The sequence below is a fragment of the Nocardia sp. CY15 genome, from assembly GCF_009829295.1.
Lineage (GTDB): Bacteria > Actinomycetota > Actinomycetes > Mycobacteriales > Mycobacteriaceae > Nocardia > Nocardia sputi.
This window is the reverse complement of sequence record NZ_VUOT01000003.1, coordinates 101,439-114,242: the sequence shown is the minus strand read 5'-3', so window position 1 is coordinate 114,242 and position 12,804 is coordinate 101,439. Positions and strand designations below refer to the sequence as shown.

The following is a 12,804-nucleotide window of genomic DNA, read 5'->3' as shown; positions in this document are numbered from 1 at the left end:
GGTTTTTGTGCCTCATGTCACATTCGGACCCCTCACTGCCTCCACAGAGACGGCACAGAAAGGTCGGGAAGAATTTTCGCCATGAGTACGGACGCAAGCTCCACCTCGACGGTCAACCGGCGGGCCCTGCTGATCGCTGTGACCGTGGTAGCGATTCTGCTCGCCACGGTCCTGGTCGGCGGTGAGGCGTACGCCAGGCACAGGGTCTCGAACTGCATCAGCTCGCAGTTCGAGAAAGAGATGGGATCGAAGATCGACGTGAGCTTCGGTCCGAAGCCGATGCTGATCACCTGGATCGACGGCAAGGTGCCCACGGTGCGGGTGAACAGCAACGACACCAAGTTCGGACCCGCCGTCGGCATGGTGGTGCACTCCGTCTTCCGGGACGTCGACGTCGACGATCCGAACGGGAGCGTGATCGGCAGCTCCTCCGCCGACGTCACCTGGAGCAACGAAGGCATCAAGGAGACGCTCGGCGGGATGGTCAGCAATGTGAGTTCCTCCTCGAGCTCGGGCATGCTCACCCTGTCGGTGCTCGGCGGTCTGGCCGAACTGCAACTCAAACCGCAGATCGTGAACGGGGCGGTACAGGTGGAGACGATGTCGGCGGAGCTGCTCGGCATCGGCATGCCCGCCGACCTGGTGCAGAGCATCGTCGACATCTTCACCGAGAGCTTGCAGAGCTACCCGCTCGGCATGACGGCGACGAAACTCGAGGTCACCGACTCCGGCGTCGATGTCCAACTGGCGGGTGGACGTACCCAGCTCGAGCCCGCGAGCGACAACTCCAGCACGCGCTGCTGAAACCCACCACGGCAACGCCTCCGGATCCGGCGGCGGGCGAACCGGGTGCCCGCGAGAGCTTTCGGCCGCCGGTCAGGCCGCGAAGCCGTCCAGCACCTCGCGCGATCTCGACAGCCCGAGCCGAGTCGCGCCCGCCGCGATCATCTCCGCCGCTGCCTCGGCTGTCCGGATACCGCCACTGGCCTTGACGCCGAGGCGGCCGCCGACTGTCTCGGCCATCAACCGCACCGCGTGCGGGCTGGCGCCGCCCGCGGGATGAAAACCCGTGGAGGTCTTCACGAAATCGGCTCCTGCCCGCTCGGCGGCCCGGCACACCCGCACGATCGCTTCGTCCGGCAGCGCGGCGGATTCGATGATCACTTTCAGCAGCGCCCGATCGCCCACCGCCTCGCGCACCGTGACGATGTCGGCGAGCACCGCCTGGTAATCACCCGCGCGGGCCGCGCCGACGTCGACGACCATGTCGACCTCGGCCGCGCCCTGGTCCACCGCGAGCCGCGCCTCGGCGCCCTTCACCAGCGAGTGATGTTTCCCCGAGGGAAATCCGGCGACCGTCGCGACCACGAGCCCCGGCGCGCGTACCGGCAGCATGGAGGGCGACACACAGATCGCGAGCACGCCCAGCGCACGCGCGTCCTCGATCAGCGTGTCGACGTCGGCGCGGGTCGCCTCCGGGGCGAGCAGGGTGTGGTCGATCATGGCGGCCACTTCGGCCCTGGTCAGCGACGCGGAACTTGCCATGGGGTGAGAGTCTGGCATACCGGAGGCGAATTGCGTTGCGCGCGTGGCGGCACTTCCCGCACACTCGTAGCTGACGGCGCATCGGAGAACGTAACGCCTGGCCTCGACTGACTAACGTGTGCGGATGGGCCCTACTTCGTTCGGGAGGAGACGACCGTGCTGATCCGTCGCGAACGCGCCGACGACGCCGCTGCGATCGCTGCGGTGCACCGCAGCGCATTCGCACCGCACTATGCCCGTGCCGAGCATGTCGAGGAGGCCGTGGTGTCCGGCAATCCCGGCAGCGCGGATCCCCCGGAGGTTGGTCTCGTCGCCCAATTGCGCAGCGACGAGGGCTGGATCCCGACGCTGTCGCTGGTGGCGATCGAGCACGACAGCGTGGTCGGACACCTGTGCCTGACCAGAGCCGCGGTCGGCCCGTTCCCCGTGCTGGCACTCGGCCCGATCGGCGTCCTCGCCGATCATCAAGGCGCGGGCATCGGCTCGGCGCTCATGCACGCGGCGCTCGGCGCCGCCGACGCGCTCGACGAACCACTGATCGGCCTGCTCGGCAGCTTGGAGTTCTACCCACGCTTCGGTTTCGTCCCCGCCGCCCGTCTCGGCATCACACCGGACGACCCCGCCTGGATCAGCCACTTCCAGGTCCGATCCCTGTCGGCCTACGACTCCCGGATCGCCGGCGAATTCCATTACGCGGAACCGTTTTACACCCTCTGACCGACCGGACGACATGGATCGTCCGCCGAGGCGACCGGTGACGCCCACGCGGTTCGATCCCCACCCTCGACCGTGCGGCGTGCGGTTCACGCCCAGGGGTCGATGACACTCACCCCGGCAGCCTGGCACGGCGCGCAATCGCGAGTCGCCACGGCCATGTTCGCGGCACTCGCCGTCGCGGCGACATAGCCGTCCGCGGCACCGGCAGCCCGTGCCGTGGCCATGAGTTCCGCATATGCGATGGAAGCAGTCGAGTCGAATGCGAGCACTCGTCCCGCGAACAGGGGCAGCACCCGAGTTTCGAGTCGTTCGCGCAAATAGGGCGGATAAGGATGCTTCGGACCTCCCTCGGCTCGCAGGCCGCAGCGCGAAGGCGCGGCAAATCTTGTACGGCGCACCTGGGAGGATGAACGCATGAGTTCCGCTCCACCCGTTCAGGACGACCGCCGCTACGTGCTGACCCTCGGCTGCCCGGACCGGCCCGGCATCATCGCCGGGATCACGTCGTTCATCGCCGAGTTCGGCGGCTCGATCGTGGAGGCCGGATACCACTCCGATCCGGATACCGGCTGGTTCTTCACTCGCCAGGCGATCAAGGCCGCGACGGTGCCGTTCGGGATCGCGGAACTGCGTGACCGGTTCGCCGCGGTGGCGGCCGCCCTGGGTCCGGAGACCGAATGGCAACTGCTGGACTCCGGCGCGCGCCGCCGGGCGGTCCTGCTGGTCAGCAAGGACGGCCATTGCCTGCACGACCTGCTCGGACGCGCCGCCAGCGGTGAGTTGCCCGCCACCATCGAGGCGGTGATCGGCAATCACCCGGATCTTGCCGCGATGACGGAGGCGCACGGCGTGAAGTTCCATCACGTGCCGTTCCCGAAGGACCCGGCCGAACGCGGTCCCGCGTTCGAAGAGGTCCGCGCCCTGGTGGACGCGCACGACCCGCACGCGGTGGTGCTGGCCCGGTTCATGCAGGTGCTGCCCGCGCGGCTGTGCGAGCACTGGGCGGGCAAGGCGATCAACATCCACCACAGCTTCTTGCCGTCTTTCGTCGGCGCTCGCCCGTATCACCAGGCGTTCGCCCGCGGCGTGAAGCTGATCGGAGCCACCTGCCACTACGTGACCGCGGAACTGGACGCGGGCCCGATCATCGAGCAAGACGTCATCCGCATCGATCACGCCGACGAAGTGCGCGACATGGTCCGCCAAGGCCGCGACATCGAGCGGGTGGTCCTGGCGCGCGGGTTGCGCTGGCACCTGGAGGGGCGGGTCCTCGTGCACGGTCGCCGGACGGTCGTATTCTCCTGACCTGCGCGCGAACGGGAACCCGGTAGATCAGCCCGCGAGATCCGCGCGGGCGGGTTTGCCCACCGCGGCTAGCAGGCGCGCGAGCTCCTCGTTGAACCGCTCGTAGGCCTCGACATTGCCGAGATGGCCGGTCGGCAGCATCTGGTAGCGCACCGGACTGCCGGTCTGCCGGAGCATGTCGACGATCCGCTCGGAGTGGACCGGCGGCGTCATGTCGTCGAATTGGCCCGAGAGCACCGTCGTGGGGACCACCAGGTTGCGCGCCGACTGCCCGACATCCATCGTGGCGAGCAGGAAACCGAACTTCGAACGCACCCAGGCCGGGCACGAGCGAACGATGGCCATGCTGAAATCCAGCAGGTCGCCTTTCGCCGCGGTGCTGAGAATCTGGCGCGCGAACAGCCAGCGCACCGGCGCGACAGGCGGGAAGACGATCGGAGCGCCGAGGCCGAACCTGCCGAACAGGAACGGCAGCGGCACCTTCAATTGCAGCAGCCGCAGCGGCCGGTTCAACAGCGGCACCACCGTGGTCTCCAGGATGAGCCGGTCGGCCGCGGTATTGGTCAGCAGCACCGCCAGCGCCTGCCGCGCGACCCGCTCGGGATAGCGTCCCGCCCACGCCTGCAGGGTCATGCCGCCCAGGCTGTGGCCGACCAGCACGGCTCGCTGTCCGGGGGCGAGCGCGGCGTCGAGCACCGCGGCCAGATCGTCGGCCAGCAGGTCCGTGGTCAACTCGCTCGACCCGTATTCGCTCTCGCCGTGGCCGCGCTGATCGTAGGCGATCACTCGATAGTCGCCGGCGAACGCGTTGATCTGCGGGTTCCAGTATTCGAGGCAGCAGGTCCAGCCGTGGACCAGCACGACGACGGGACGATCCGACGGACCGTAGGCGTGAACTCGCAGCCGTGCCCCGTCGCCTGCCCGGACCGGAATCACCTCATGGCGCACGGTCGGGGGATTGAACGCGGCGGTCCGGTAGGTACGGGAACGCAAGTCGGCGCTGTGCGCGGCGCGCAAGCTCCGGAGCAGCCCCGGGAAGCTGGTCAACGCGGTCGGCAGCATGGCACGCATCGGACACTCCTTTGTGTTACTGATAGATACAGTAACCCCGATTCGCACCGCTTGCTAGTGCAAGCACCCTTATCCGTCGGCGAACTCGCCTCTCACCAGCGCGGACCTCGCTGCACCTCGTCCACCTTGGGCCGGACGTCGGCCAGGTAGATGCCCGTCGCGATGATGGCCGCGAAGGAAAGCAGGCCCAGACCTGCCGGGAAGAGAACGAGCACGAGCACGGCCGCCCCGAGAATCGCCAGCCAGATCGGCTTGGTCAGCTTGTCCACCGCGGTGAACGCGTCCGGACGCTGACGCACGGCGTGGATCAGCGCGAAAATCGTCGCACCGAGCGCCGCCAGCCACAGCACCAGCAGGATCATCCCGGTCAAACCGTGCACCATATTCACCCCACCCATCATAGAAGCAACGCCCCCGCACACCAGGGGTGTACGAGGGCGTCGGGCAGCCTCAGCGGCGTATCGGTCAGGCCTTCTTGGGGGCGGCCTTCTTCGCCGGAGCCTTCTTGGCGGCGGTGGCGGTGGCGGGAGCGGCCTTCTTGGCCGGAGCCTTCTTCGGCGCGCCGTTCACGACGGGAGCCGCGGCGGGCTCGGTGGTCACCTCGACGACCTCGGCCTCTACGACCGGCGCCGGATCGGCCACCTGCTCGGCCTCGGTCTCGACCTTGGCCGGGCGGCCGAGCAGTCCGTTGACGCGCTCGAGCACGTCCTCGGCGCGGCTCACCGCGTCGCCGTAGATGGTCTCGACCTTGCCGATCCGCTCCTCGACGAGGTGGTTGGCGCGCAGCCGGTCGATGGCTTCCTCACCGCGGACGGCGAGGTCGGCGTAGATGTCGAGCGCCTGCCGGTAGTACCTCTCGGCCAGCGTGCGCAGCTCCTCGGCGGTGAACTTCTCGCGCAGCTCGGCGAGGTCCTCCGGGAGTTCCGACGGCAGCCCGGACAGCCGCTCGCGCAGCGACTCGAACTGCGCCTGCACGTCGGCGGGGACGTTGGCGAAGCGCTCGCGCGCCTCCTCCACCCGGGCCTGCACCTCGGTGGCGACCGCACGCTCGCGCACCTGCGCGACGACGTCGTTGACGGCGGTGTAGAGGGCGTCACCCGCGCCGACGGTGGCGAGTAAGGGCTTGGTGACGGTGGCGTTCTTCTCGGTCATTGTGTTTCGTTCTCCTGGCGTGGCGGAGTGTCGGTTGTCGTACGCGGAACGTCGCTGTCCCATACGTCCCCCCCTGCCTCGTTTCCTCCGTTTTCCCGGCGAAACGATTCATAGATGTCCAGCAGCACCTGCTTCTGCCGCTCACTGATGAACGTGTCGGCGAGCAGTGCGTCCCGGACCGGACTGTGCGGCCGCTGCTCGAGATAGCCAGCCCGTACGTACAAGACCTCCGAGGAGACCCGCAGCGCCTTCGCGATCTGCGTGAGCACTTCGGCGGACGGGTTACGCAGTCCGCGCTCGATCTGACTGAGGTACGGATTGCTCACCCCCGCCAGCTGGGCGAGCTGGCGTAGCGAGACTTGCGCGGCTTCGCGCTGCGCCCTGATGAAGCCTCCGATGTCGTGCGCCGCACTGACGACGCGCCCTCCTCGTTCGCCGACGCCGGACGAGTGCTCGTCCGATCTGTCGGTGTACTCGGCGGAAACCTCGGGCTGGTCTGCCATCACTCACCTTCTGGCGGTTTGTACGGGTTCGATTCTAGGTCAGGGTGCTAGCTATTGCAAGCAGTCTGCTAGCAGCGACTGGGCAAACGTTCCGCGTGCCGTGGATCAACCGCCGAACATCAGATGCGAAATCGTGTAGATCGCCAGTCCGGCAAGCGAACCGACGACAGTTCCGTTGATGCGGATGAATTGCAGATCCCGGCCGACCTGCAATTCGATCTTCTTGCTCGCTTCGTCGGCATCCCACCGGGCAACCGTGTCGGTGACCAGGGTGCTGATCTCACCCGCATAGTTTTCCACCAAGTAGCGAGCGCCGCGGTCGATCCAGCCGTCGACGTTGGCGCGCAGGTCCGCGTCGTCGCGCAATCGCTCCCCGAGCTGCTGGACGTTCTCGGCGACCTTGCGCCGCAACGTGCTGCCCGGATCGTCGGCGGATTCCAGGATCAGCCGCTTCGCCGCGCGCCAAGTGGCCGAGGCCAAACCGGTGATCTCCTCGCGACCCATGATCTGCGCCTTGATGCGTTCGGCCTTCTTGATCATGGCGTCGTCATATTGCAGGTCCTCGGCGAATTCCTCCAGGAAGCGATTCGCGGCGAGGCGGACTTCGTGCTCCGGATTCGAGCGGACTTTCCAGGTGAACTCGACCAGTTCCCGGTAGATCCGCTCGGAAAGCAGGATGTTGACGAATTTCGGAGCCCACTGCGGCGCGTCCCGCAACACGATCCGGTCGATGGTCTCCTGCGAGCCGAGCGCCCACTGGTGCGCGCGCTCGGCGAGCAGGTCCAGCAGCGCCAGCTGCCGGTTGTCGGCGAGCAGTTCCGCCAGCACCCGCCCGATCGGCGGACCCCACAGCGGCTCGGCGATGCGCTTGACGATCGTGTTGTCGATGACCTGCTCGACATCCTCGTCGCGCAGCACGCCGACGACGGCCCGCAGGATCGTCGAACTCTCCTGCGCCACCCGCGCGGCATGACCGGGATCGGCCATCCAGCGCCCTACCCGCCAGGAGATCTGCGCTGAGTTCACCTTGGCCGACACCACTTCCGGCGCCAGGAAATTCGTGCCGACGAAACTACCGAGACTGGCGCCGAGCTGGTCTTTCTTTCGCCGGATGATCGCCGTGTGCGGAATCGGCAGGCCGAGCGGATGACGGAACAGAGCGGTCACCGCGAACCAGTCCGCCAGCGCGCCGACCATGCCCGCCTCCGAGGCAGCCCGCAGATAGCCGACCCAGTCGCCACCCGCCCCGCGCGATTCGGTCCAGCGGCAGAACAGATAGATCGCGGTGGCCGAGGCGAGCAGGCCGGTCGCGAGCGCCTTCATCCGCCAGAGGTCGCGACGCTTGGCGGCCTCGTCGAGCACGGCGTCGAAGCCGAAGGACGCGGCGGCAGGCGCGGCGGGGGCGTCCAGCACCGCGGTGTTGCCGGGGGCTTTCTCCATACCTCCCATTCTGCTGTGCGCGGCGAAGTAGGCGAGCGGGCGAGCGGATCTCGACACGCCCGACGCGCCCGACGCTGTGGTTCGTACCGCATCCGGGCCCAAACGCGCATATCACGGGTAGCGGGGACCTAAGCTGGTAGCCACCGGAGAAGTTACGAACGAGGGAGCCCACGCTGTCCACCGAAGATCTTGTCGATATCGACGAGCGACCGTCGGCGGTGCGCGGCGGCCGGATGGACGGCCGCAAGCGCCGGTGGCGGCAACACAAGATCGATCGCCGCGAGGAACTCGTCGACGGCACCCTGGCCGCGGTGCGCGCCCGCGGCAGCAACGCGGGCATGGACGAGATCGCCGCGGAGATCGGCGTCTCCAAGACCGTGCTCTACCGCTATTTCTCCGACAAGAACGACCTGGTCCACGCGACCATGCAGCGGTTCATCGAGACCACGCTGATGCCCCGGGTCTACGGCGCGATCAGCCTGGACGCCGACGAGTATCAGCTGGTGCGCTCGGCACTGGCCGAGTACGTCGGCACGGTCGACGAGGACCCGGAGGTCTACCGGTTCATCATGGGCAACGGCTCGGCCGACCAGTCCTCGCTCGCGGAGTTCGAGAAGCTCTTCGCCGAGGTGGTGTGCGCGGTCATCACCGAGCGCGCGCGGGAGCGGGGCGTGCGGACCGAGGGCGCCGCGCTGGCGTCGTACGTGCTGGTCGGCGGCATTCAGCTGGCGACGCACTGGTGGACGACCAACAAGTCGCTGTCGCGCGAGGACGTCATCGACTACCTCACCATGCTCGCCTGGAGCGCCATCGAAGGCATGGCCCGCGCGGGCGGTTCGCCCGCGGCGTTCAACGCCCAGACGCACGTGCTGTCCACCCCTGAGGCGCCCGCGCAGGACTGAACCGGCCCGATCCCCGGGGTGCTAGCTGGGCCGCTTGCTGAAGTTCACCGGCCCTCTCGACTTTGCCGGAACGTTGGCTAGTCTGAACCCGAGCGGTGCGCCGAGTGCGCTGCGTCACCGCCGGCGCCGTACGCGACGGCGGTCTGCGCGGGACACCACGGTCACGCAAGGGGCCGCCTGCGTCCGTCGCTCCGACCGCGGCACCAACGGAGGTACCTCGATGGCGAAGCAAGTACCGACCTCTCGGCTTGCTCGTGGCACCAAGCTGGGTGCGGTGGCAGCCAGTTCGGTGCTTCGCACACAGCGCGCACGGTTGACCATGCGGGGCAGATCCGAAGCCGTCCGGGCGAAGATGGCCGAGGAATCCATGATTCGCACCACCGAGCAGGTGGTCATGGTGCTGGGCACCATGAAGGGCGTCGCCATGAAGCTCGGCCAGATGATGTCGGTGCTCGACCTGGATCTGGTCCCCGAGGACCACCGGGAGCGATTCCAGAAACGCCTGGCCGTGCTGCGCAACGCGGCCCCGACGGTCTCCTTCGCGGCCATGCGCCAGGTGATCGAGGACGATTTCGGCAAGCCGCTCGACGCGGTCTTCGCCGAGTTCGACGCCGAGCCGGTCGCCGCCGCCTCGATCGGCCAGGTCTACCGGGCGCGACTACACGACGGCCGCCAGGTCGCGGTGAAGGTGCAATACCCGGGCATCGACGCCGCGGTGCGCGCGGACCTGAAGAATCTCGCGATGTTCCGGCGCGTGCTGCAATCCGCGATGCCGTGGGTGACGCCCGCGGTGCTGGACGAATTGCGGCTGAACATGGAAGCCGAACTGGACTACCGGGCCGAGGCGGCCACGCAATTGCAGATCGCCGAGCTCTACGCCGAGCATCCGTTCGTCATCGTGCCGCGCTCACTGCCGGAATTCTCCACCACCCGAGTGCTGGTCACCGAGTATGTGCAGGGCAAGGGCTTCGAGGCGATCCGGCAGTTGCCCCAGGCCGAACGCGACCGGATCGGCGAGATCATCTACCGGTTCTACGTGGGGTCGCTGTTCACCTTCAACGAGTTCTGCGGCGACCCGCATCCCGGCAACGTGCTGCTGGCCACGGACGGCCGGGTCGGGTTCCTGGATTTCGGGTTGTTCAACCGGATGGATGCCGAGCACGTGCAGTTCGAGCTGACCTGTCTGCGGGCCGCCGCGGAAGATCGCGCGGAAGATCTGCGCGAGTTGATGATCGAGCGCGGCGTCATCGATTCGCCGCAGGAGATCGGCGCCGAGGAGTGCCTGGAATACGTGCTGGCCGCCTCGGAATGGTGTCTGGTCGACGAGGAGCTGACCATCACCCCCGAACTGGCCAGCGGCGCCTTCCTGCTCGCGGTCGACCCGCGGGCCAGCGAGTTCACCGGCATGAAGCAACAGAATCTGCCGCCGGAGCACCTCTTCTCCCGCCGCGCGGACTTCCTGACCTTCGGCATGCTGGGTCACCTCGGGTGCACCGCCAACTGGCACCGCATCGCCCGGGAGTGGCTCTACGACGAACCACCGGTCACCGAGCTGGGCCGGACCCATCACGCCTGGCTCGCCGACCGTGCCCACACCGCGTCGCAACGGCCGCGGGCGCGCAAGAAGACCACGAAGTAGCCGATCGGCGACACGACCCCAGAACGGAAAACCATGGCAGACACTCGGGAATTCGACCTGGTCCTCTTCGGCGCGACGGGTTTCGTCGGCCAGCTGACCGCGGAGTATCTCCTCGCGGCAGCACCGGAATCCGCGCGGATCGCGCTGGCGGGCCGGTCGCTGGACAAACTGACCGCCGTGCGGGAGGGTCTGGGGCCGAAGGCCGCGAGCTGGGGGCTGGTAGTGGCCGACTCGAAGGACCAGACCGCGCTGGACGAGCTGGCCGCGCGGACCAAGGTCGTGGTCACCACCGTCGGTCCGTATCTGCGCTACGGGATGCCGCTGGTGGGGGCATGCGCCAAGGCCGGAACGCATTACGCCGACCTCACCGGTGAGCCGCTGTTCATCCGCGAGGCCATCGACGCCTATCACGAACAGGCCGTGGCCACCGGCGCGAGAATCGTGAATTCCTGCGGCTACGACTCGATTCCGTCCGATCTGAGCGTGTACCAGCTCTACCGCCGCACGGTCGAGGACAACGCCGGTGAGCTCGTCGACACCACGCTGGTCGCCTCGTTGAAGGGCGGTGTCAGCGGCGGCACCATCGATTCCGGCCGCGCCATGATGGAGGCGGTCGCCGCCGATCCGGCCAAAGGCGCGGTGCTGTCGCATCCGTATTCGCTGAGCCCGGACAAGTCGATGGATCCCGATGTCGGCCGCCAGTCCGATCAGGCGCTGGCCCGGGCGAGCGCGATCGACCCGAGTCTGGACGGATGGGTGAGCACGTTCGTCATGGCCGCGCACAACACCAAGATCGTGCGCCGCACCAATGGGCTGCTCGGCTGGGTGTACGGCAAGAACTTCCGCTACCGCGAAGTGATGAGCGCGGGGAAATCGCGGGTCGCGCCACTGGTCGCGGCGGGCGTGGCCGGCGGCATCGTGGCGGGTCTGACCGCGGGCGCGCTGCTGTCGCGGGCCGCCGCGGGCCGCAAACTGCTGGACCGCGTGCTGCCCAAGCCGGGGACCGGGCCCAGCGAGGAGGCCCGCAAGAGCGGTTGGTTCACCATGAAGACGTTCGCGCACACCACTTCGGGCGCGAAGTACGTGGCCACCTTCTCCGGCGCTGGCGACCCGGGATATCAGGCCACCGCGGTGCTGCTCGGCGAGAGCGGCCTGTGCCTGGCGTTCGACACCGGCAAGCAACCCGAACTCGCGGGCATCCTCACTCCCGCGGCGGCGATGGGCGACGCGCTCACCGACCGGCTGCGCGCGGCGGGCATGACCATCACGGTCGAGCGTGCCTGAGGTCGCACGCCGGTGAATCTCGCACGCAAGACGATGAATGCCCCGGCCCTCGCCGCGGTGTACGAACGAGCCTGGCGGCCGACGCTGTTCTATCTCGCCAGCGGGCGCACGACCGCGGCGGACCGGCGCGACGCGGTCGCCACGCTGCGGCTCGGCGGCGCGCAGAAGGTTCTCGACATCGCCTGCGGGCCGGGCAATTTCACCAGATACCTGAGCGAGGCGCTGTCGGGTGACGGCTACGCGATCGGTTTGGACTACTCCGAACCGATGCTGGCGCGCGCCGTCGCCGACAACGCCGGACCGCGCGTCGGGTATCTGCGCGGGGACGCGCGCAGGCTCCCGTTCGCGGACGGAACTTTCGACGCGGTCTGCTGTTTCGGCGCGCTCTACCTCATTCCCGACCCGCTCGTCGCCGCTCGGGAGATGATCCGCGTCCTCGCTCCCGGTGGCCGCATCGCCATCACCACCAGCCACCGAGCCCCCAACCCCGTCGGCGAGGTGAGCCGCGTGGTCGGCGGCTTGAGCGGTCTGCGGGTGTTCGGCACCCGGACGTTCCCCACCCTCTTCGCCGAACACGGCTTGGTGGAGATCGACCAGCGGGTCCATCGCCTGCTCCAGTACGTCAGCGCGACGAAACCGGCTTAGCCCCGGCGCTGCTCACCGGTGACGGCTCGGATCAGGAATTCGAGTTTGTCCACGGTGTGATCGAGCGGACGGATGCTGCGTTCGGCCCGGCACATCGCCACCGTGCCCTCCATCGCGGCAACGACCAGGGTGGCGGTCTGCTCGGCGTCGATCTCGCTCGCGCCGTGCTCGCGCAACGACCGTGCCAGCATTCCGGTCCAGTTCTCGAACGCGGCGGCGGCGGCACGCTGCGGTTGGTCGTCGTCGCCCGGATCTTCGATCGCGACGGCGAGCACCGGGCATCCTGCCTGGAAGTCGCTGTCCAGCACCACCTTTCGCCACATGTCCACAAATGACCGCAGACCGGCGACCGGCCCGGCCGCAAGCCCCCCGGCGAGTTTGCGGGCGGCCAGCGCGTCGGTGAACCGAACCGCTTCGGCGGCCAGTTGCGATTTGCCGCCCGGGAAATAGTGGTAGGTGGAGCCCAGCGGCGCCTGGGCGTGCTTGGCGAGTTCCCGCACGCTGGTCGCGTTCAGGCCGCGGCGGCGGATCATGTCGGCCGCGCCGGCCACCATCCGCTCCCGCGCCTGCGGCGTCTCGGCCATCGCTTCTCCTCCCTTGC

Annotated in this window: 15 protein-coding genes; 7 read left to right on the top strand and 8 right to left on the bottom strand. The window is 68.2% G+C overall.

Annotation, left to right across the window (positions count from 1 at the left end):
- The first annotated feature begins 81 nt into the window (after positions 1-81).
- Complete coding sequence (locus GVY39_RS07300; protein ID WP_159921518.1) at positions 82-804, top strand: DUF2993 domain-containing protein; 723 nt, start codon at positions 82-84, stop codon at positions 802-804.
- Between the two features lie 72 nt (positions 805-876).
- Here GVY39_RS07300 and deoC read toward each other — a convergent pair whose 3' ends face one another.
- On the bottom strand, positions 877-1,545 hold the full coding sequence (gene deoC, locus GVY39_RS07295) for a deoxyribose-phosphate aldolase (RefSeq protein ID WP_159921520.1): 669 nt from the start codon (positions 1,543-1,545) through the stop codon (positions 877-879).
- A gap of 156 nt (positions 1,546-1,701) precedes the next feature.
- Between deoC and GVY39_RS07290 the strand changes: the two genes are divergently transcribed.
- On the top strand, positions 1,702-2,262 hold the full coding sequence (locus GVY39_RS07290) for a GNAT family N-acetyltransferase (RefSeq protein WP_159921522.1): 561 nt from the start codon (positions 1,702-1,704) through the stop codon (positions 2,260-2,262).
- 86 nt (positions 2,263-2,348) lie between these two features.
- Here GVY39_RS07290 and GVY39_RS35215 read toward each other — a convergent pair whose 3' ends face one another.
- Positions 2,349-2,678, bottom strand: coding sequence for a PIN domain-containing protein (locus GVY39_RS35215; protein ID WP_159921524.1), 330 nt, complete (start codon positions 2,676-2,678; stop codon positions 2,349-2,351).
- Here GVY39_RS35215 and purU point away from each other — a divergent pair.
- The gene (gene purU / locus GVY39_RS07280) at positions 2,677-3,567 is read left to right on the top strand and encodes a formyltetrahydrofolate deformylase (protein WP_159921526.1); all 891 of its coding nucleotides are present in this window, start codon (positions 2,677-2,679) and stop codon (positions 3,565-3,567) included. The two genes, GVY39_RS35215 and purU, sit on opposite strands and share 2 nt — an antisense overlap.
- A 27-nt stretch (positions 3,568-3,594) precedes the next feature.
- Here the strand turns inward: purU and GVY39_RS07275 are convergent, their stop codons facing one another.
- The 5 genes from GVY39_RS07275 to GVY39_RS07255 all read right to left on the bottom strand — a co-directional run bounded on the left by GVY39_RS07275 (position 3,595) and on the right by GVY39_RS07255 (position 7,733).
- Complete coding sequence (locus tag GVY39_RS07275) at positions 3,595-4,638, bottom strand: alpha/beta fold hydrolase (protein ID WP_159921528.1); 1,044 nt, start codon at positions 4,636-4,638, stop codon at positions 3,595-3,597.
- A gap of 92 nt (positions 4,639-4,730) precedes the next feature.
- A complete protein-coding gene (locus tag GVY39_RS07270; RefSeq protein ID WP_321209637.1) occupies positions 4,731-5,021 on the bottom strand; it encodes a DUF2516 family protein in 291 nt (96 codons plus the stop codon).
- Positions 5,022-5,103: 82 nt separating this feature from the next.
- Positions 5,104-5,790, bottom strand: a complete 687-nt coding sequence (locus GVY39_RS07265) for a heparin-binding hemagglutinin (protein ID WP_201295171.1) — start codon at positions 5,788-5,790, stop codon at positions 5,104-5,106.
- Positions 5,787-6,293: a helix-turn-helix domain-containing protein gene (locus GVY39_RS07260; RefSeq protein WP_223519077.1), complete on the bottom strand. Its 507-nt coding sequence runs from the start codon at positions 6,291-6,293 to the stop codon at positions 5,787-5,789. The genes GVY39_RS07265 and GVY39_RS07260 overlap by 4 nt, the downstream gene beginning before the upstream one ends.
- A 105-nt stretch (positions 6,294-6,398) precedes the next feature.
- Positions 6,399-7,733: a DUF445 domain-containing protein gene (locus GVY39_RS07255; RefSeq protein WP_195069613.1), complete on the bottom strand. Its 1,335-nt coding sequence runs from the start codon at positions 7,731-7,733 to the stop codon at positions 6,399-6,401.
- A gap of 233 nt (positions 7,734-7,966) precedes the next feature.
- Here GVY39_RS07255 and GVY39_RS07250 point away from each other — a divergent pair, with 233 nt between their 5' ends.
- From GVY39_RS07250 to GVY39_RS07235, 4 genes are all read left to right on the top strand, one after another.
- Positions 7,967-8,635, top strand: a complete 669-nt coding sequence (locus GVY39_RS07250; protein WP_283779456.1) for a TetR/AcrR family transcriptional regulator — start codon at positions 7,967-7,969, stop codon at positions 8,633-8,635.
- A 220-nt stretch (positions 8,636-8,855) separates the two neighbouring features.
- A complete protein-coding gene (locus GVY39_RS07245) occupies positions 8,856-10,274 on the top strand; it encodes an AarF/ABC1/UbiB kinase family protein (RefSeq protein WP_159921532.1) in 1,419 nt (472 codons plus the stop codon).
- Between the two features lie 33 nt (positions 10,275-10,307).
- Positions 10,308-11,558 carry a trans-acting enoyl reductase family protein gene (locus tag GVY39_RS07240; RefSeq protein WP_159921534.1) on the top strand — a complete coding sequence of 417 codons (1,251 nt, stop codon included), beginning with the start codon at positions 10,308-10,310 and terminating at the stop codon, positions 11,556-11,558.
- Between the two features lie 12 nt (positions 11,559-11,570).
- The gene (locus GVY39_RS07235; RefSeq protein WP_159921536.1) at positions 11,571-12,203 is read left to right on the top strand and encodes a class I SAM-dependent methyltransferase; all 633 of its coding nucleotides are present in this window, start codon (positions 11,571-11,573) and stop codon (positions 12,201-12,203) included.
- Here the strand turns inward: GVY39_RS07235 and GVY39_RS07230 are convergent.
- On the bottom strand, positions 12,200-12,787 hold the full coding sequence (locus GVY39_RS07230) for a TetR/AcrR family transcriptional regulator (RefSeq protein WP_159921778.1): 588 nt from the start codon (positions 12,785-12,787) through the stop codon (positions 12,200-12,202). The genes GVY39_RS07235 and GVY39_RS07230 overlap by 4 nt on opposite strands.
- Positions 12,788-12,804 lie beyond the last annotated feature (17 nt).

Coding starts and splice junctions, on each gene's coding strand:
- GVY39_RS07300 (WP_159921518.1), top strand. CDS start 82: ATGAGTACGGACGCAAGCTCCACCTCGACGGTCAACCGGCGGGCCCTG.
- deoC (WP_159921520.1), bottom strand. CDS start 1,545: ATGGCAAGTTCCGCGTCGCTGACCAGGGCCGAAGTGGCCGCCATGATC.
- purU (WP_159921526.1), top strand. CDS start 2,677: ATGAGTTCCGCTCCACCCGTTCAGGACGACCGCCGCTACGTGCTGACC.
- GVY39_RS35215 (WP_159921524.1), bottom strand. CDS start 2,678: ATGCGTTCATCCTCCCAGGTGCGCCGTACAAGATTTGCCGCGCCTTCG.
- GVY39_RS07275 (WP_159921528.1), bottom strand. CDS start 4,638: ATGCGTGCCATGCTGCCGACCGCGTTGACCAGCTTCCCGGGGCTGCTC.
- GVY39_RS07270 (WP_321209637.1), bottom strand. CDS start 5,021: ATGGTGCACGGTTTGACCGGGATGATCCTGCTGGTGCTGTGGCTGGCG.
- GVY39_RS07265 (WP_201295171.1), bottom strand. CDS start 5,790: ATGACCGAGAAGAACGCCACCGTCACCAAGCCCTTACTCGCCACCGTC.
- GVY39_RS07260 (WP_223519077.1), bottom strand. CDS start 6,293: ATGGCAGACCAGCCCGAGGTTTCCGCCGAGTACACCGACAGATCGGAC.
- GVY39_RS07255 (WP_195069613.1), bottom strand. CDS start 7,733: ATGGAGAAAGCCCCCGGCAACACCGCGGTGCTGGACGCCCCCGCCGCG.
- GVY39_RS07250 (WP_283779456.1), top strand. CDS start 7,967: ATGGACGGCCGCAAGCGCCGGTGGCGGCAACACAAGATCGATCGCCGC.
- GVY39_RS07245 (WP_159921532.1), top strand. CDS start 8,856: ATGGCGAAGCAAGTACCGACCTCTCGGCTTGCTCGTGGCACCAAGCTG.
- GVY39_RS07240 (WP_159921534.1), top strand. CDS start 10,308: ATGGCAGACACTCGGGAATTCGACCTGGTCCTCTTCGGCGCGACGGGT.
- GVY39_RS07230 (WP_159921778.1), bottom strand. CDS start 12,787: ATGGCCGAGACGCCGCAGGCGCGGGAGCGGATGGTGGCCGGCGCGGCC.